Source organism: Bacillus hominis (assembly GCF_018332515.1).
Taxonomy (GTDB): Bacteria; Bacillota; Bacilli; order Bacillales; family Bacillaceae_G; genus Bacillus_A; species Bacillus_A hominis.
Genome location: NZ_BOQD01000107.1, coordinates 1 through 17,005 on the forward strand (window position 1 = coordinate 1; position 17,005 = coordinate 17,005).

Annotated in this window: 16 protein-coding genes; 6 read left to right on the forward strand and 10 right to left on the reverse strand. The window is 37.5% G+C overall.

Features of this window, described 5'->3' with window-relative positions; genetic code table 11:
• Nucleotides 1-144 precede the first annotated feature (144 nt).
• The gene (locus tag KI356_RS12300) at nucleotides 145-1,545 is read left to right on the forward strand and encodes a M28 family metallopeptidase (RefSeq protein ID WP_212935559.1); all 1,401 of its coding nucleotides are present in this window, start codon (nucleotides 145-147) and stop codon (nucleotides 1,543-1,545) included.
• A 391-nt stretch (nucleotides 1,546-1,936) separates the two neighbouring features.
• On the opposite strand, the gene argS is transcribed toward KI356_RS12300, so the two are convergent.
• Together argS and KI356_RS12310 are read right to left on the reverse strand one after the other, a co-directional pair.
• A complete protein-coding gene (gene argS / locus KI356_RS12305) occupies nucleotides 1,937-3,607 on the reverse strand; it encodes an arginine--tRNA ligase (RefSeq protein ID WP_002123721.1) in 1,671 nt (556 codons plus the stop codon).
• Entirely contained in the window at nucleotides 3,607-4,044 is a 438-nt protein-coding gene (locus KI356_RS12310) for a YwiB family protein (RefSeq protein WP_002089794.1), read from the reverse strand. Before KI356_RS12310 ends, argS begins: the two co-directional genes overlap by 1 nt.
• 202 nt (nucleotides 4,045-4,246) lie before the next feature.
• Between KI356_RS12310 and KI356_RS12315 the strand changes: the two genes are divergently transcribed.
• On the forward strand, nucleotides 4,247-5,233 hold the full coding sequence (locus KI356_RS12315) for a S66 family peptidase (RefSeq protein WP_212935560.1): 987 nt from the start codon (nucleotides 4,247-4,249) through the stop codon (nucleotides 5,231-5,233).
• Between the two features lie 26 nt (nucleotides 5,234-5,259).
• Here KI356_RS12315 and KI356_RS12320 read toward each other — a convergent pair whose 3' ends face one another.
• Complete coding sequence (locus KI356_RS12320) at nucleotides 5,260-5,622, reverse strand: YxeA family protein (RefSeq protein WP_128283004.1); 363 nt, start codon at nucleotides 5,620-5,622, stop codon at nucleotides 5,260-5,262.
• Nucleotides 5,623-6,007: 385 nt separating this feature from the next.
• Here KI356_RS12320 and KI356_RS12325 point away from each other — a divergent pair, with 385 nt between their 5' ends.
• Nucleotides 6,008-7,045 (forward strand): PTS sugar transporter subunit IIC, encoded by a 1,038-nt coding sequence (locus KI356_RS12325; protein ID WP_212935561.1) that lies wholly within the window; start codon nucleotides 6,008-6,010, stop codon nucleotides 7,043-7,045.
• Between the two features lie 250 nt (nucleotides 7,046-7,295).
• On the opposite strand, the gene speB is transcribed toward KI356_RS12325, so the two are convergent.
• The 4 genes from speB to KI356_RS12345 form a co-directional block, all read right to left on the reverse strand.
• The gene (gene speB / locus KI356_RS12330; protein WP_002123716.1) at nucleotides 7,296-8,168 is read right to left on the reverse strand and encodes an agmatinase; all 873 of its coding nucleotides are present in this window, start codon (nucleotides 8,166-8,168) and stop codon (nucleotides 7,296-7,298) included.
• Nucleotides 8,169-8,387: 219 nt separating this feature from the next.
• Nucleotides 8,388-9,215, reverse strand: coding sequence for a polyamine aminopropyltransferase (gene speE, locus KI356_RS12335; RefSeq protein WP_000424696.1), 828 nt, complete (start codon nucleotides 9,213-9,215; stop codon nucleotides 8,388-8,390).
• A gap of 186 nt (nucleotides 9,216-9,401) precedes the next feature.
• Nucleotides 9,402-10,565, reverse strand: a complete 1,164-nt coding sequence (locus KI356_RS12340) for an MFS transporter (protein ID WP_128283006.1) — start codon at nucleotides 10,563-10,565, stop codon at nucleotides 9,402-9,404.
• Nucleotides 10,566-10,570: 5 nt separating this feature from the next.
• Nucleotides 10,571-10,978, reverse strand: a complete 408-nt coding sequence (locus tag KI356_RS12345; protein WP_128283007.1) for a MerR family transcriptional regulator — start codon at nucleotides 10,976-10,978, stop codon at nucleotides 10,571-10,573.
• Between the two features lie 152 nt (nucleotides 10,979-11,130).
• Between KI356_RS12345 and KI356_RS12350 the strand changes: the two genes are divergently transcribed.
• Both KI356_RS12350 and KI356_RS12355 read left to right on the forward strand, forming a co-directional pair.
• Entirely contained in the window at nucleotides 11,131-11,856 is a 726-nt protein-coding gene (locus KI356_RS12350; protein WP_212935562.1) for a glycerophosphodiester phosphodiesterase, read from the forward strand.
• A gap of 101 nt (nucleotides 11,857-11,957) precedes the next feature.
• Nucleotides 11,958-14,009, forward strand: coding sequence for a transglycosylase domain-containing protein (locus tag KI356_RS12355; protein WP_212935563.1), 2,052 nt, complete (start codon nucleotides 11,958-11,960; stop codon nucleotides 14,007-14,009).
• A gap of 32 nt (nucleotides 14,010-14,041) precedes the next feature.
• Here the strand turns inward: KI356_RS12355 and KI356_RS12360 are convergent, their stop codons facing one another.
• Nucleotides 14,042-14,551 (reverse strand): YwhD family protein, encoded by a 510-nt coding sequence (locus tag KI356_RS12360; protein ID WP_128283010.1) that lies wholly within the window; start codon nucleotides 14,549-14,551, stop codon nucleotides 14,042-14,044.
• A gap of 25 nt (nucleotides 14,552-14,576) precedes the next feature.
• On the reverse strand, nucleotides 14,577-15,251 hold the full coding sequence (locus KI356_RS12365; RefSeq protein WP_212935564.1) for a site-2 protease family protein: 675 nt from the start codon (nucleotides 15,249-15,251) through the stop codon (nucleotides 14,577-14,579).
• A 112-nt stretch (nucleotides 15,252-15,363) separates the two neighbouring features.
• Between KI356_RS12365 and thmT the strand changes: the two genes are divergently transcribed.
• On the forward strand, nucleotides 15,364-15,549 hold the full coding sequence (gene thmT, locus KI356_RS12370) for a 2-hydroxymuconate tautomerase (RefSeq protein ID WP_001147172.1): 186 nt from the start codon (nucleotides 15,364-15,366) through the stop codon (nucleotides 15,547-15,549).
• A 39-nt stretch (nucleotides 15,550-15,588) separates the two neighbouring features.
• Here the strand turns inward: thmT and KI356_RS12375 are convergent, their stop codons facing one another.
• Nucleotides 15,589-16,893 carry an HD domain-containing protein gene (locus tag KI356_RS12375; RefSeq protein WP_088060676.1) on the reverse strand — a complete coding sequence of 435 codons (1,305 nt, stop codon included), beginning with the start codon at nucleotides 16,891-16,893 and terminating at the stop codon, nucleotides 15,589-15,591.
• Nucleotides 16,894-17,005: the final 112 nt, after the last annotated feature.

Below are 17,005 nucleotides of genomic sequence, written 5' to 3' on the forward strand. Positions count from 1 at the left end.
ACGGGCAGCCCGACTCCCATCTAGCTTCTTTGCTTTACAGTTGAATTTTGAGATGGGGTTCTTACTGCCCAAAAATAGCGGGATAAAGTCGTTATCCGTCTTCTTTTGTCAGTCAGAGAGAATAGAAGAATGGGAGAGGAAAAAATGAGAAAATCACTGAAACAAAAAATAGTAAGCTCCTTGCTTGCTGTATCACTCGCCGTTAGCTTAGCTCCAATCGGACAAGCAAAAGCTGATTCCACGTCAGAAATTACACAGACTCCACCTATTACAAAACAAGTTGATGCAAACCGTGCCATCGAGCATATCCGTTTCTTATCCGAAACAATCGGTCCCCGTCCAGGCGGTACAAAATCAGAAGAATGGGCTTCTCGCTATGTTGGTATGCAGCTTAAATCAATGGGATATGAAGTAGAATATCAGCCCTTTCAAGTACCGGATCAATACGTTGGATTTATCGAATCACCATTATCCACAAAACGAAATTGGCAAGCTGGAGCTGCTCCCAATGCGCTAATTTCTACAGAAGCTGTTACAGCTCCTCTTATCTTTGTCCAAGGTGGAACAAAATTAGATGATATTCCAAATGAGGTAAACGGAAAAATTGTTTTATTCGAAAGAGGTGCAACAGTAGCAGATTATAATAAACAAGTTGAAAATGCTGTTAGCAAAGGGGCAAAAGGTGTTCTTTTATACAGCTTAATTGGCGGACGTGGAAACTATGGACAAACTTTCAATCCTCGCTTAACTAAAAAACAGTCTATCCCTGTCTTCGGTCTTGCTTATGCTCAAGGAAATGCATTTAAAGAAGAAATCGCTAAAAAGGAGACAACAATTCTTTCCCTAAAAGCGAGACATGAATCTAATCTAACATCCTTAAATGTCATCGCTAAAAAGAAACCAAAAAATAGTACAGGTAATGAAAAGGCTGTCGTTGTAAGTTCACACTACGATAGTGTCGTTGGAGCACCTGGAGCAAATGATAATGCCTCTGGAACGGGATTAGTATTAGAACTGGCTCGTGCTTTTCAAAATGTAGAAACTGATAAAGAAATTCGTTTTATTGCTTTTGGTTCTGAGGAAACTGGCTTACTTGGCTCTGATTATTATGTTAATAGTCTGTCCCAAAAAGAACGCGATCGAATTTTAGGTGTCTTTAACGCAGACATGGTTGCAACAAATTATGATAAAGCAAAGAATTTATATGCAATGACACCTGATGGATCTACAAACCTTGTAACAGATGCTGCTTTGCAGGCTGGTAAACAATTAAATACTGACCTCGTTCTTCAAGGGAAATTTGGCTCTAGTGATCACGTACCATTTGCTGAAGTTGGTATTCCTTCTGCACTATTTATTTGGATGGGTGTCGATAGTTGGAATCCATTAATCTATCATATTGAGAAGGTATACCATACACCTCAGGATAATGTATTCGAAAACATTTCACCAGAACGTATGAAAATGGCATTGGAAGTTATCGGAACTGGTGTTTATAACACTCTTCAAAAATCTGTTACTCAAACAGGACAAAAAGCTGCTTAATATTTTAAAAGACCACTGATTTTATCGGTGGTCTTTTATTGAGAAAAAATCATATTACCAGGAATTACTGAAACTCCCCCTTTTATTTCACTTCCCAATTCACTTTTACAAATCCATCTTTTACTTTTAACCCACTTATATACGACGATGCAAACTCCTCTTTTGTTTGAAAAAAATTTTATTTTTTATTATTTCCATATAAAAAGGCAATCACAACATCGTGTGATTGCCTTTTACTTAAAAACGAAAGTCCGCTTCCGCTTTTCTTTATGTCCAGCTCCAGCGGCTAGAATACTCGGTGGCTTCGCGCCTTCCTCCGAGGCAAAGTACGCCTCTCTGTCAGGAGCTCCATCCCCCTCCTATTCTGAGCGAGCCGCTTCCGCTTTTCTTTTTACATTTTTTCTGGTGCAGATACTCCTACGATTGCTAATGCATTTTGAAGTGTAGTGCGTACTGCTTTCATTAATTCGTAACGAGCTTTACTTAATTCTAAGTTATCTTGGTTTAATACTTTTTCTGCATTGTAGAAGCTGTGTAATGCTGCTGCTAATTCAAATGCATAGCTTGTAATGCGGTGTGGCAGACGTTTTTGCGCTGCATCCGCAACTACAGCTGGGAATTCACCAAGTTTTTTCAGTAACTCTACTTCTTTCTCAGAAGTAACAAGTTTGTAATTCACGTCTCCGCCTGTAGCTAATCCTAACTCTTCACCTTGACGAAGGATACTGCATACACGAGCATGAGCATATTGTGCATAGTATACTGGGTTTTCGTTAGATTTTGATACAGCTAAGTCCATATCGAAGTCTAAATGAGAATCACCACTACGCATTGCGAAGAAGTATCGCATTGCGTCCACGCCTACTTCTTCCATAAGCTCACGAAGTGTAACTGCTTTACCTGTACGCTTACTCATCTTCATTTTTTCACCATTTTGGTACAGTTGTACCATTTGAATGATTTCTACTTCAAGAGTGTCTTTATCGTAACCTAGCGCTTGAATAGCAGCTTTCATACGAGGAATGTAACCGTGATGATCAGCACCCCAAATGTTGATTAATTTATCGAAACCACGCTCTAACTTGTCACGGTGGTAAGCGATATCTGGCGTTAAGTATGTGTAAGAACCGTCGTTTTTAATTAATACACGGTTTTTATCGTCACCGTAAGTCATTGAACGGAACCAAGTTGCTCCGCCTTCTTCAAAAATCTCGTCACGCTCTTTCAATACTGAAAGTGCAGCATCGATTTTTCCGTTTTTGTATAATGATGTTTCTGAGAACCACACATCGAACTTAACACGGAAGCTTTCTAAGTCTTTTTGAAGTTTTGCTAATTCATATTTCAAACCGTATGAACGATAGAATTCATAGCTTTCTTCTGCATCAGCTTTTGCATAACGGTCGCCAAACTCTTCTGCTAAACGTTTACCGATTCCAATGATGTCCGCACCATGATAACCGTCTTCTGGCATTTCTTTCTCTAAACCTAAAGCTTGCATATAACGAGCTTCAACAGAAAGAGCTAAGTTATGAATTTGGTTACCAGCGTCATTAATGTAGTACTCACGAGATACGTCGTATCCTGCTTTTGCTAATACGTTACATAAAGTGTCACCTACTGCTGCACCACGTGCATGTCCTAAGTGAAGATCTCCTGTTGGATTCGCAGATACGAACTCAATTTGTACTTTTTCACCTTTACCAGTATTCGTTTCACCGTATGCTTCACCAGCGTTGACGATCGTTGGGATTAAGTCTGTTAAGTAGCTATTATCCATGTAGAAGTTAATGAAACCAGGACCAGCGATTTCAATTTTTTCAATAGAAGCTTTTGCTTTATCGAAGTTTGCAACTAATTCTTCTGCAATCATACGAGGTGCTTTTTTCGCAACGCGTGCAAGTTGCATTGCCATATTTGTAGAGAAGTCACCATTTGTTTTATCTTTTGGAGATTCTAATACAACGTTTGGAATTTGTTCTTCTGTCGCTAATTCTGCCTTTAATACAGCAGCTTGAATTTCTTCTTTAATCAATCCTTTTACTTGTTCTAAAGAATTCATTATTTTGCCTCCTTCAAATTAAGTGTAATTGTATATCTGCCAGCTTCTTGTTCACTTAGAAGCAATGCGTACGTTAAGAAGAGTTGTCCTTTTTTCTTTTCATCCGACCATTTAAAAAGAACGTTATCAGTCTTTGTTTGCAATGCAAACGTACCAAGTTCACTCGTATACGTACCAGTTGTCCATTCACCTTTCACATGCGTCTGACGCATAGAAATAGCACCTGAACGCATAATGAGAACTTGTTCATCTTGAATTTTAATAATTGTTTTCACTTCGCCTTGTTCGTTCGGCTCTTGGAATGTTATATATGTACCTTGACCTTTTACATAGTATTGACCATTTGCTTCAAAAGCAACGGTTTCCTTCCTCGCCCCTTCACGGATTTCTGTTACGAAATGAACGTGTACCGGCAAGCCTGCAAGTTGTTTCTTCACGTCTTGCACACCCTTCAAATGTTATAGATATTAAATACTACTTATAATAAATCACTTTTCCTATCATATCAAAAAAAGACTCTGTCTGTCTGCTGAAAAATCAGGAAAACTCCTTTTCAAAAAATAATTCACCTTCACTTTATTTCATATGTTAAAATATTTTTTAAATCTAAATATTCTTTCATTTCAAGGGGTGAATTTGATGCTACCAACAAAATTAAAAAAAGGTGATGAAATAAGAGTTATTTCACCATCTTGCAGTTTAAGTATTGTCTCAAATACGAACCGAGAGCTTGCTATAAAAAGATTAACCGACATGGGCTTTCAAGTTACATTCTCAAAATATGCTGATGAGATAGATCAATTTGCTTCCTCTTCTATTTCTTCACGCGTTCAAGATTTTCATGAAGCATTTAAAGACCCTAATGTAAAAGCAATTTTGACGACACTTGGAGGATACAACTCTAACGGTTTATTAAAACATCTCGATTACGATTTAATTCGAGAAAATCCGAAGTTTTTCTGTGGCTATTCTGATATTACTGCTTTAAATAACGCACTTTACACAAAAACAGGCTTAGTTACATATTCAGGTCCTCACTTCTCTTCATTTGGAATGGAGAAAGGCCTTGATTATACGACTGATTACTTTTTAAAATGCTTAACTTCTAATGAGCCTATTGAAATATTGCCGGCTGAAACATGGAGCGATGATTCTTGGTATATTGATCAGGAAAATCGAGAATTTATTAAAAATGAAGGATATGTTTCAATTCAAGAAGGAGAAGCTACAGGAGAGATTATTGGTGGTAATATGAGCACATTTAATTTACTACAAGGTACACCATATATGCCTAACTTACAGGACAAAATTTTATTTCTTGAAGAGGATAGTTTAACAGAAAAAGCTACTCTTAAAACTTTTGATCGATATTTACATTCTCTTATGCAGCAACCTGACTTTGAACATGTAAAAGGCATTGTTATAGGAAGAATGCAAAAAGGAGCAGAATGTACGATAGAAGACATTCAAGAAATGATTGCTTCAAAGCCTGAACTTACACATATACCTATCATTGCAAATGCTAGTTTTGGGCATACAACTCCTATTTTTACCTTCCCAATTGGCGGAAGGGCAAAAATCACTTCTAATAAAAAGAACACATCTATTACAATTTTAACGCATTAAAAAAAGGAGTGATTTGTTCGCTCCTTTTAAGCTTTTTCTATTTTTTGTAATGCCTTTTGCGGGATTGATTCTTTCGGGATTTCAGCCCAGCCCTTTCCTTGCATACCTTTTGCATAAATCTTTATAAATGCACCTGCGTGTAATTCGCGGTTTACCATCTTTTTAATAACTTGCTGTTTCCCATTTTCTGTATAACCTTTAAATGTATATAAATATTCATCATCTTTTTTCTCGCCTTTATCTATAACTGCATAATAGTCTTGTATTTCTTTATTCGAAAAGAAGTTGTCTACAAAGGCATCAACACCTTCTGTTTTTGATTGTAAATAATATGCTGTACCACCTAAAATAATGGCGAAGACAGCTAAAACTTTCATTACCAATTTCATACATGATCCTCCTGTTTGCACTTCTTTCTCACTAACCGTATGTCTATACCTGTATTATACGAAAAAAAGCATACTATACTCTATCGAAATGTCTTACACTTCCCTTACATTATTGTAAGGCTTTTTCACCTTACAGCAATTTCCGAACAAAAAGTTTTTCCGTTTAACAAACTTTTATATTATTATTGAATGATACGAATTTTTATCCCGCTATTTGCGGGCAGTAAGCTCCCACCGCAAAATGCGGCGAATACGAGAAAGGTATGTAGGAGACAACTGCCCGTAAATGCCCGATTGGTGAAGGCTAATAATCAGTGGTAAGGGACAAAACACCCACTGATTAAAGTTTCACTTTATTACAAACATCAAAGGAGACAGTTTTCAAATGGCTATCTTGCAAGGTTTAGCACTATTACTTGTTGTACTCTGTCTATTTACACTTTTTAGTTACCGTGCTCCTTACGGAATGAAAGCAATGGGTGCTTTAGCTAATGCAGCAATCGCAAGTTTTCTTGTTGAAGCATTTCACCGTTATATCGGTGGGGAAATGTTTCATAATGACTTTTTACAATCAGTAGGAGAAGCTTCTGGTAGTATGAGTGGTGTCGCAGCGGCAATTTTAGTCGCACTAGCAATTGGCGTTTCACCCGTATATGCTGTTTTAATCGGTATCGCTACTAGTGGATTCGGTATTTTACCAGGATTTTTCGCTGGATACATTTGTGCATTCATCGTGAAATTTCTCGAAAAGAAACTACCAGCTGGTGTAGAATTTTTAGCAATTTTATTTATTGCCGCACCAATTTCACGCGGGATGGCAATGCTTATGGATCCGCTCGTTAACGCAACACTCGGTAAAATCGGTTCTATGATTTCAGTTGCAACTACAGAAAGTCCTATTATTATGGGTATTATGCTTGGTGGATTAATCACAGTTATTTCTACATCCCCATTAAGTTCTATGGCACTAACTGCCATGCTTGGATTAACAGGTTTACCAATGGCAATTGGTAGTCTTGCCGTAGCAGCTTCTGCCCCAATGAACTTCATTTTCTTTAAACGACTAAAAATTTGTTCAAAGAAAGATACAATCGCTGTAGCAATCGAGCCGTTAACACAAGCCGATGTTGTCTCAGCAAATCCAATTCCAATTTATATGACCAACTTCGTTGGCGGTGCACTTGCTGGTATTATTACATCGCTATTCCAGCTCGTTAATAATGCGCCAGGTACAGCATCACCAATTCCAGGACTTCTCGTCTTGTTCGGATTTAATGATGTAATAAAAGTAACGATTGCTGCTGTACTATGTGGAATCGTTACCACTATTATTGGATACGTCGGTTCCATTGTGTTCCGCAAATATCCAATCCGTTCTGCTGATGAGATTCGCGGAATTACTTCGGAAGAGAAAGTTGCATAAGAAAAAGAGCTACTCTCATTGTTTGAGAATAGCTCTTTTTCTTTATGTCACACGATGATAAGTGAAATTATATCGGCGTTTTTTTTAATATATCGATTTACCGACACATAACGAAAAAATAAGGGCCCCTATTCATGTAGGAGGCCCTTATTTTATCCAGTTACGCCTTCTAGACCCTTGCGTCTAAACAGTCGGCTTCACTTTTACTTTATCCAGCTACACCGGCTAGAATGATCGGTGGCTTCCACCTTTATTTTACCCAACCGAGCAGCATTTCCCGCACGAATTTGCTTGCTGCGACTGGTGTTTGGTCACTATGGTCGTAGACTGGAGCTACTTCTACTAAGTCTGCTCCAACTACATTTATATTTGAATTTGCAATTGCCACGATGGAATCTAATAATTCTTTAGATGTGATACCTCCAGCTTCTAACGTCCCTGTTCCAGGAGCGTGAGCTGGGTCTAATACGTCAATGTCGATTGTGACATAGACTGGACGTCCTGCAAGTTTCGGTAATACTTCTTTTAACGGTTCTAATACGTCAAATTTATATAAGTTCATACCTACTTCTTTTGCCCATTCGAATTCTTCCTTCATTCCAGAACGAATACCGAAAGAATATACGTTTTCCGGACCAATTAAATCGCACACTTTACGAATTGGTGTAGAGTGGGATAAAGGCTCTCCCTCATATGACTCACGTAAGTCAGTATGAGCATCCATATGGATGATTGCTAAATCCGGATATTTTTTTGCCATTGCCTTAAAAATTGGCCAAGACACTAAGTGCTCACCGCCGAGACCTAGTGGAAACTTACCGGCATCTAAAAGTTTTGTTACATATTCTTCAATCATGTCTATGCTGCGCTGTGGGTTCCCAAATGGTAATGGGATATCACCCGCATCAAAATACTTTACTTCTTCTAGTTCACGATCTAGATATGGACTGTATTCCTCTAGTCCAATCGATACTTCACGAATACGTGCAGGGCCGAAACGAGAACCTGGACGGTAGCTTACTGTCCAATCCATTGGCATCCCGTAAATAACTGCCTCTGACTCTTCAAAACTTGGATGACTTTTAATAAATACTTTACCTGAATAAGCTTCATCAAAACGCATATTCTTTTCCTCCTTATGTGGAACTTAAGGTATCCCAACCTTTCACTATTTCTCAAATTTGGAGCATACAGCTCCTCTTTCTCGATTTACCGGGTCTTCTTTTTTAACAATAAGAAGACGTTTTTCTTTACAGAAGTGTAAGTAGCTAGCATGTTCAAGTCTTCTGGACAAACACCTTAAATGAACTACTTACACTTTATTTGTTCAAACTCGATTTTCTTACTTAATTAAATCGCCAACAAATTTCGGTAATGCGAATGCTGCATTGTGTAATTCTTTTGTGTAGTATTTCGTTTCGATTTCGTGGAAACGCTCTTCACTTACTTCTAATGGATCATGTTTTTTAGATCCGATTGTGAATGTCCAAAGCCCACTTGGATACGTCGGAATGTTTGCTGTGTATAAACGAGTAATTGGGAAAATCTCTTTTACATCTTTAAACACAGTTGTAATTAATTCTGGTGTGAACCAAGGGTTGTCCGTTTGTGCAACGAAAATACCATCTTCTTTTAACGCTTTAGAGATTCCAGCGTAGAAACCTTTCGTAAATAAATTTACTGCTGGTCCTACTGGCTCAGTAGAATCTACCATAATTACGTCATATTCATTTTCGCTTTCCGCGATGTGTAGGAAACCGTCTCCTACTTTCACTTCTACACGCTCATTATCTAATGCGCCTGCAATTGATGGTAAGTACTGTTTAGAGTACTCAATTACTTTTCCATCAATCTCAACAAGAGTTGCTTTCTTGACGCTTGGGTGTTTTAACACTTCACGAATAACACCGCCATCACCACCACCTACAACTAAAACGTTTTCAGGGTTTGGATGTGTAAATAAAGGTACGTGCGCTACCATTTCATGATAAACGAACTCATCTTTTTCTGTCGTCATAACCATGCCGTCTAAAATAAGCATGTTTCCGAACTCTTCCGTTTCAACCATATCAAGTTTTTGGAATTCTGTTTGCTCCGTATGTAATGTGCGGTTAATACGTGCCGTAATCCCAAAATGTTTTGTTTGTTTTTCAGTGAACCATAGTTCCATCGTACAATCACGCCTTTCAATGCAAATTTATAATAGGGACATCATTAATGTCCCCTAACAAAAATAAAACAAAACATCCAAAAAGTATAGTTAAAAGTACAAAAATACCGAAAATATATTTTAGTCAGAGCGTTCTAACATATATGTGAACAGGGTTTGCTCTGTAATAGGAAAGAAAACCCTTTCTTAAGAAAGGGCTTTTGTCTCTATTTCTACCGGTTTACGAATCGGAATTAAGATTATAACGCAACCAACTAACACAACAATTCCACCGACTAAAAACGGGCTTTGCGGCGAAACTGTATGACCGATAACTCCTGATAAAATTGGAGCAATCGCGCCTCCTAACCAACGAACGAAGTTATAAACACCTGATGTAACAGATCTTTCATAAGGTGAAATATCCATTACATAGCTTGTAAATAACGCATTATTTAATCCAGATGCTAATCCTGATAGAACGATTAATACGATTTGTAACCACATGATTTTAACGAAGAATAGTGCAATTAAGAAAATCGCAAATACGAGTAAACTACCTTTTAACAATGTTTTCGGTTCATATTTACCTTCTAGCTTATGTGCTAAAATTGCTGATCCGTAAGCTAGCGCTAATCCCCATCCGCAAAATACAAATCCTAATTGAATAGCGGACAAATGCATAATAAGTGGTGAATATGCTAAAACAACGAAAAATCCGTAGTAGTATAACATCCCTGAAATGGCACCTTGCATAAACGGTTTATATTTAACCAAGTTAAGTAATTCCCCTACGCCTGCCGCCTTACGCTTCGCTTTTCGCTCCGGTTCTTTTACAAAAAAGAAAACTAAAATAAATGCTAAGAAAATTAAAATACTCGTCGCAAAAAATGGGTAACGCCAAGAATGTCCACCTAATATCCCGCCTAATAATGGTCCACCTGCCATCCCTAAACCAATGGCTGCTTCATATAATCCTACTGCTTCATGAACTTCTTTACTTAATGCAATTAATAATGTCATCGCCGTTGCGAAGAACATCGCATTTCCTAATCCCCACCCTGCGCGGAAAATAGATAATTGAGCAATCGTTTGCGATATACCACATATAAATGCAAATACCGTCACAATCGCAAGACCAATTGTCATCATTCGTTTATCACCAAATCTTGATGCAAATATTCCAGCTGGTAACATCATAATTGCCATCGTTAAAATATATGCTGTAAATAACATCTCGACTTGCCAATGCGAGGCACCAATTTGTTCAGCAATACTTGGTAAAATCGGATCGACTACCCCTATACCAGAAAAGGCAAGGAAGGTAGCGATCACTGTAATCAATCTCCCTAATTTTTGTTTGCTCTCCATTTTGATTACTCTCCTTTTGTATTCTCTAAAAATGTAACTGCACGATGTAAACTGTCCTCGAGCTCCGCCTTCACGCGCTGCATTTGCTCCATTTTCTCGTCTAGCGTTTGCACTTGTTTTGCAAGCATCTCTTTAATTTCTTGAATCACTTCGCGGTCACGGGGATTCTCGCTATTTCTTCTTTGCTCCATTCTTTCTTTTAACGATAAGAACTGTTGCATTTCTTGAAGTGTAATTCCAAGTACTTCTTTCGCTTCTACAATCCTTTTAATTCTTGCAATGTCCTCATCTGTATACAGACGAATGTTTCCCTCACTACGCTCCGGGGGATGAATTAAACCAATTTCCTCATAATAACGAAGTGTACGTTTTGTTAAACCAACTTGTTTTGTTACTTCATCGATTTTATACATGTTTATTCCTCCCTTCACTCAACTATTACATTTTACGTTAACGTTAACTTTTATGCAACTGTTAGATTTTTGTAAATATTTTCCCTGTTCAATTGTATTTTTCCCAAGGCAGTTTCATAATGAAGAAAAAGAGATGATAAGGAGATTTTTACATGAATAAACCACTTATTTTTGCTCATCGCGGGGTAAAAGGAACACATCCAGAAAATACGATGATTGCCTTCCAAGAAGCTGAACGCATTGGTGCTCACGGAATTGAACTTGATGTTCATCTATCAAAAGATGGTGAACTAGTTGTTATTCATGACGAAACAGTGGATCGTACAACAAATGGCGTGGGACTTGTTTCCGAGAAAACTGTAGAAGAATTACAAGCTTTAGATGCTGGTAGCTTTAAAGATCCTTCTTTCCATGAGGCGAAAATTCCAACGTTACGAGAAGTATTTATTTGGCTCTCTACAACAAATTTACAACTTAACATTGAATTAAAAACAGATGTGATTCACTATTCAAATATTGAAGATAAGGTTGTTGCCCTTGTTCGTGAATATCATCTATCCAATCAAATTGTATTTTCATCATTTAACCACGACTCTGTTTCATTATTAGCAGAAATTGCTCCAGAAATTCCAAGAGCAATTTTGTACGATACACCACTTGCAGATGCTATTGCTGAAGCAAAAAAACGCGAGGCAACTGGATTACACCCAAACTTTCAATTATTAACGAAAGAGTTTGTCCAATTAGCACAGGGGCAAGGATACAGTTTTCGCCCTTACACCATTAATGAATATAAAGATTTACAAACTATGATTGATTATGGCGTAGACGTCATTATTACCGATTGGCCAGCACGTGCCTTTGAGCTCCTTTCTTAATTGAAGGGGCTTTTTTATTTTCGAAATTTCATTGTTTAAAATAACTCAAAACCCTCAATACTAATACAATAACGCTTGTATTAATGAGGGGCTGAAAAAAGATGGATCAAACTATGAATCCAAAACTTAAAAAATATAAACGTCTTTTCTTCACCGCAATGTTTTCTTGCGTCCTTTTCTTTGTTTTTTCCTTTTTTGTTATTCTTATAGTTGCAAAAATTATGGGACCTCCTCCTGTTGCGGTCCCGCAAACGAGTGTCTTTTACGCTAATGATGACACTGTTATAGGACAAAGTAATGAAATGCAAAAACGCTATAATGTATCTCTTGATGAAATTTCTCCTTATGTAAAAGAGGCGACACTATCTATTGAAGATCAACGATTCTACAAACATCATGGCTTTGATATGAAGCGCATTGCTGGTGCCATTATTGCCGATTTAAAAGCAATGGCAAAAGTACAAGGTGCTAGTACTATTACACAGCAGTATGCTCGTAACCTATACTTAGATCATGATAAAACGTGGAAACGTAAACTATTAGAAGCAATGTATACCGTTCGCCTTGAAGTGAACTATAATAAAAATCATATTTTAGAAGGATATTTAAATACAATTTATTACGGACATGGCGCTTACGGTATCGAAGCTGCGTCCCGTCTATATTTCGATAAAACAGCAAAAGAATTAACATTAGCAGAAGCGAGTATGCTCGCAGGTATCCCGAAAGGACCAAGTGTCTACTCTCCCTTCTTAAAAGAAGAACGTGCGAAAGGGCGTCAATCTCTCATACTAGATGAAATGGTAGAACAAGGTTATATTACAAAACAGCAAGCTGCCTCGGCAAAAAAGAAAACACTTACTTTTGCCTCATTGGATACGAAGAAAGTTGCAGAAATTGCACCTTATTTCCAAGATGCTGTACAAGCTTCTCTTCTTCGTGATATCGGATTAGATGAGCAAGCCTTACAGCGAGGTGGCTTGCGTATTTATACAACGCTAGACCCTAAATTACAATCTGTAGCAGAGCAAGCTGTAAAAGACCATATTCCTGACACAACAAACATACAAACTGCTCTCGTCTCTATGAATCCAAAAACGGGTGAAGTGGCTGCCCTTGTTGGTGGAACTGATTATAATACGAGTCAATTTAACAGGGCTACACAAGCCGCCCGCCAGCCTGGCTCTACATTTAAGCCGTTCCTATATTACGCAGCCTTAGAACGAGGATTCACCCCTACTACACGCTTAAAAAGCGAATACACTGTATTCACTTTAGGTGACGGTGTTTCAAAGTATAAACCGAAAAATTATAAAAACTATTATGCAGACGATTTTGTGACAATGGCACAAGCACTCGCCGTTTCTGATAACGTATATGCTGTGAAGACGAATTTATTTTTAGGCGAAGACATTCTTACAAAAACAGCGAAGCAATTCGGTATTACTAGCGCCTTAAAAGATGTTCCGTCTCTTGCTCTCGGCACATCTCCTGTAAAACCAATTGAAATGGTCAATGCTTATAGCATGTTTGCAAACGGCGGAAAAGAAGTAAAACCAATCTTTATACGACGCATCGTTGATCATGAAGGAAATATGCTATACGACGCTCATTTAGAAAGTAAACAAGTTCTAGATAAAAGCAAAGCTTTTGTGATGGAAGAAATGATGACAGGCATGTTTAATAAAAAACTAAGCAGTTATGCCGCTGTGACCGGTCAATCGATGTTATCAAAACTATCAAGAACATATGCTGGAAAGTCTGGTTCTACAGAAACTGATAGTTGGATGATTGGATTTACCCCGCAACTTGTAACAGGGGTTTGGATTGGATACGATCAACCTAAATCCATTTCAAACGTAGCAGAACAAGGATACGCAAAAAAAATATGGACCGATACGATGGAAAATGGATTAGATGGACAGCCTAAAAAAGAGTTCAAACAACCAACAGATGTTGTTGCTGTCGACGTTAACCCTGAAAACGGTAAAATTGCTACAAAAAATTGTCCCATTTCTGTGAAAATGTATTTTGCAAAAGGTACAGAGCCAACTGAATATTGTATGGATCACGTTGATGATAAAGAAGAGTTCGAAAAGGTTAGTGAAGAGAAGAAAAAGACGGGTTGGTGGAAAAAATATCTCCCGTGGTAAAAAAATAGCTGACGGAAATCCGTCAGCTATTTTTATTCACCTAATAATGCGTGGCGCAATTCTTCACTAGATTCGTTCCAAATTGCTTCATTATGCTCTTTTAAGAATGTGCCAAGTACCTTTTTAGATGATTCATCCATATGATCAATCATGATGTGACGCTTTAATGATTTATCCATTTTATTTACATGTTCTGGAAGTGATTTATATCCGCGGCGAATTGCACGGTCAACTGTCATTTCACAAGCAGTTACACCTGCGTAACATGCACCGTTTGGTGTTCTTTCAATTGTTACCCAAACAAGCCAAAATGGTTTTCCGTTCGGAACTTCATCTTTATTTGTTAAAAACTTAATTCCTTTTTCTACTGTACTACGCGCATGCATCGCACCGATATCAACGAACGCAGTTTTCTCTAATACATCAACAAATACAGGGGAAATATTTTCTAGACTTAATGCCCCAACACCAAACCCACCATGTCCATCTGTTGAGTCATTTTTTACGATATTAAAACCAATTTTTTTCTTTTTCTCTGTCATATGTAAATTCCTCCTCGCTTAATGATTATAAAAGCCCGAAAATAGGCACAATGATACTTTGTAAAAATACTAATACATATGGAATAACAACATTGAAAATAGGCTGAATTGTGTAATTGCTAAGCGGTGTAATAACAAGAATTAATAACGCAATTGATCCATACTTTTCATACTGTGTCATTTTCGCACGAATATTTGCTGGTGCTAAATCTTCCACAACGCGATAACCATCAAGTGGCGGGATCGGTAATAAGTTAAATACAAGTAAAACAATATTAAGCATAATAAAAATTTGGAAGAATTGATCCAGCGTATCTGCTACTGCAGGTGGCATCGCATCTAACGCTCCAAATGTTATTAAGCTATACCAAATAATTAAACCAATTGCACTTAAAATAAGATTACTTATCGGTCCCGCAATAGAAACTAATATTCCCGCAAGACGCGGTCTTTTAAAGTTATACGGATTAACAGGCACCGGTCTTGCCCAACCGAATCCAAGAATCAATACAGCAATCATCCCGATAGGATCTAAATGAGCAATCGGTGATAACGTTAACCGTCCTTGCTTTTTCGCTGTATCGTCTCCAAATTTATATGCAACATACGCATGTGCAAATTCATGCACAGATAGCGCAATAATAATCGCCATTGCTACCAATGGAATTTGGTGCAACGGGTATCTAAATAACTGATCCATAACTCATCTCCTCTTCAATATGTCAAAAAAAGAAATTATTTATTTTTCCGATTGTTCTTCCTCATAATCCGCTATAATAAGAGTGTAACTTACATAAAAGGAGCGATTGTACATGCCATACGTAACAGTGAAAATGTTAGAAGGACGCACAGAAGAACAAAAGAAAGCTCTTGCTGAGAAAGTAACCACAGCAGTAAGCGAAACAACTGGTGCTCCTGAAGAAAACATCGTTGTTTTCATCGAAGAAATGTCTAAAAACCATTATGCAGTTGGCGGAAAACGCTTAAGCGACAAATAATTTCAAGTTTTTTCATAAGAAGCAGCCCTTAGCTGCTTCTTATTTCTTTCCTTCTAACAACTCGATAATTCTCTCTTTATATTTTCCTTTTCTTCCATCTTCATAGATTAAATCATGCGGATAGAATAACTTTTGATCCGTTCTCTTCTTACCCGTAATCGCCTCAACAATATCCGATTCACGTGAAAGCTCTCTAAGTTCCCCGTTCGGCATAAGAAGTAAGATTGGCAGACGCTCTTCTTCTTCTCCTGCGCGGTAAAAATCGTACGGTAAGTCTGATGTTGAATCAACAACTAAATAATACTCTGGATCGAGTCCAATCTTTTTAAATAAGCTACTTAATTCCACCCAATTATCTAAACCATGTTTGTCTGTAAACTCTACATATTTAAATAGATTTCGATTCATAAAACGACGGCATAAGTCACTCAAAATTGGATCTTCTTCATCTTGCCATACTTGGAAGTAATAATACATTACGTTCTCGTCTAACTTTAAATAATCCTCTACTGTTACCTCTTCTTCAAATAAAGAATAGAAATGAACAGGGTGATATTTAAATGCATAATACTTCTCATGCAATGATTTAGCTCGGTGCAAAATCTTCGTTAAAATAACTTCTGCACTACGCGTTACCGGATGGAAATATACTTGCCAATACATTTGATAACGACTCATAATATAATGCTCTACAGCATGCATACCACTATTTTTAATGACTACTTGATTACCGTACGGACGCATTACGCGCAGTATACGTTCCATATCAAAGTTGCCATACTTTACACCTGTGAAATAAGCATCCCTTAATAAATAATCCATACGATCAGCATCAATTTGACTTGAAATCATACTAATCGCTAGTTTATTAGTAGATGTTTTCGCAATAACATCTGCTACCTTTTGCGGAAACTCCTTATCAACACGACTTAACACATCATTAATTTCCGTATCACCAACGATAATCTTTTGTGTAAACTTCTCATGATCTAACGAAAATACTTTTTCAAACGAATGAGAAAATGGGCCGTGACCGACATCATGAAGTAATGCCGCACATAAACATAACAATCTATCTTCAGCATTCCAATTTGGTCTGCCATCAAACACATCATCAATCATACGACGAATAATTTCATATACACCTAACGAATGAGTAAAGCGACTATGCTCTGCACCGTGAAATGTAAAAAATGTCGTTCCAAGCTGCTTAATACGGCGCAAGCGTTGAAATTCTTTCGTTCCGATTAAATCCCAAATAACGCGATCACGCACGTGCACATATTTATGTACTGGGTCTTTAAACACTTTTGTTTCGCTGAGTTTGTCGTTTAAATATACCACCTTCCGACATCCCCCTTTCTTTACTACATTCTTACTTTATATTATAAACGAAATAAGAAACAGAAAGAAATGAAAGACTATATTAATTCCTGTTATATAAAGAAAAATCACT

Excerpts from the sequence above, each read along its gene's own strand:
- KI356_RS12300 (WP_212935559.1), top strand. The coding sequence starts at position 145 with ATGAGAAAATCACTGAAACAAAAAATAGTAAGCTCCTTGCTTGCTGTA.
- argS (WP_002123721.1), bottom strand. The coding sequence starts at position 3,607 with ATGAATTCTTTAGAACAAGTAAAAGGATTGATTAAAGAAGAAATTCAA.
- KI356_RS12315 (WP_212935560.1), top strand. The coding sequence starts at position 4,247 with ATGCTACCAACAAAATTAAAAAAAGGTGATGAAATAAGAGTTATTTCA.
- KI356_RS12320 (WP_128283004.1), bottom strand. The coding sequence starts at position 5,622 with ATGAAATTGGTAATGAAAGTTTTAGCTGTCTTCGCCATTATTTTAGGT.
- KI356_RS12325 (WP_212935561.1), top strand. The coding sequence starts at position 6,008 with ATGGCTATCTTGCAAGGTTTAGCACTATTACTTGTTGTACTCTGTCTA.
- speB (WP_002123716.1), bottom strand. The coding sequence starts at position 8,168 with ATGCGTTTTGATGAAGCTTATTCAGGTAAAGTATTTATTAAAAGTCAT.
- speE (WP_000424696.1), bottom strand. The coding sequence starts at position 9,215 with ATGGAACTATGGTTCACTGAAAAACAAACAAAACATTTTGGGATTACG.
- KI356_RS12340 (WP_128283006.1), bottom strand. The coding sequence starts at position 10,565 with ATGGAGAGCAAACAAAAATTAGGGAGATTGATTACAGTGATCGCTACC.
- KI356_RS12345 (WP_128283007.1), bottom strand. The coding sequence starts at position 10,978 with ATGTATAAAATCGATGAAGTAACAAAACAAGTTGGTTTAACAAAACGT.
- KI356_RS12350 (WP_212935562.1), top strand. The coding sequence starts at position 11,131 with ATGAATAAACCACTTATTTTTGCTCATCGCGGGGTAAAAGGAACACAT.
- KI356_RS12355 (WP_212935563.1), top strand. The coding sequence starts at position 11,958 with ATGGATCAAACTATGAATCCAAAACTTAAAAAATATAAACGTCTTTTC.
- KI356_RS12360 (WP_128283010.1), bottom strand. The coding sequence starts at position 14,551 with ATGACAGAGAAAAAGAAAAAAATTGGTTTTAATATCGTAAAAAATGAC.
- KI356_RS12365 (WP_212935564.1), bottom strand. The coding sequence starts at position 15,251 with ATGGATCAGTTATTTAGATACCCGTTGCACCAAATTCCATTGGTAGCA.
- thmT (WP_001147172.1), top strand. The coding sequence starts at position 15,364 with ATGCCATACGTAACAGTGAAAATGTTAGAAGGACGCACAGAAGAACAA.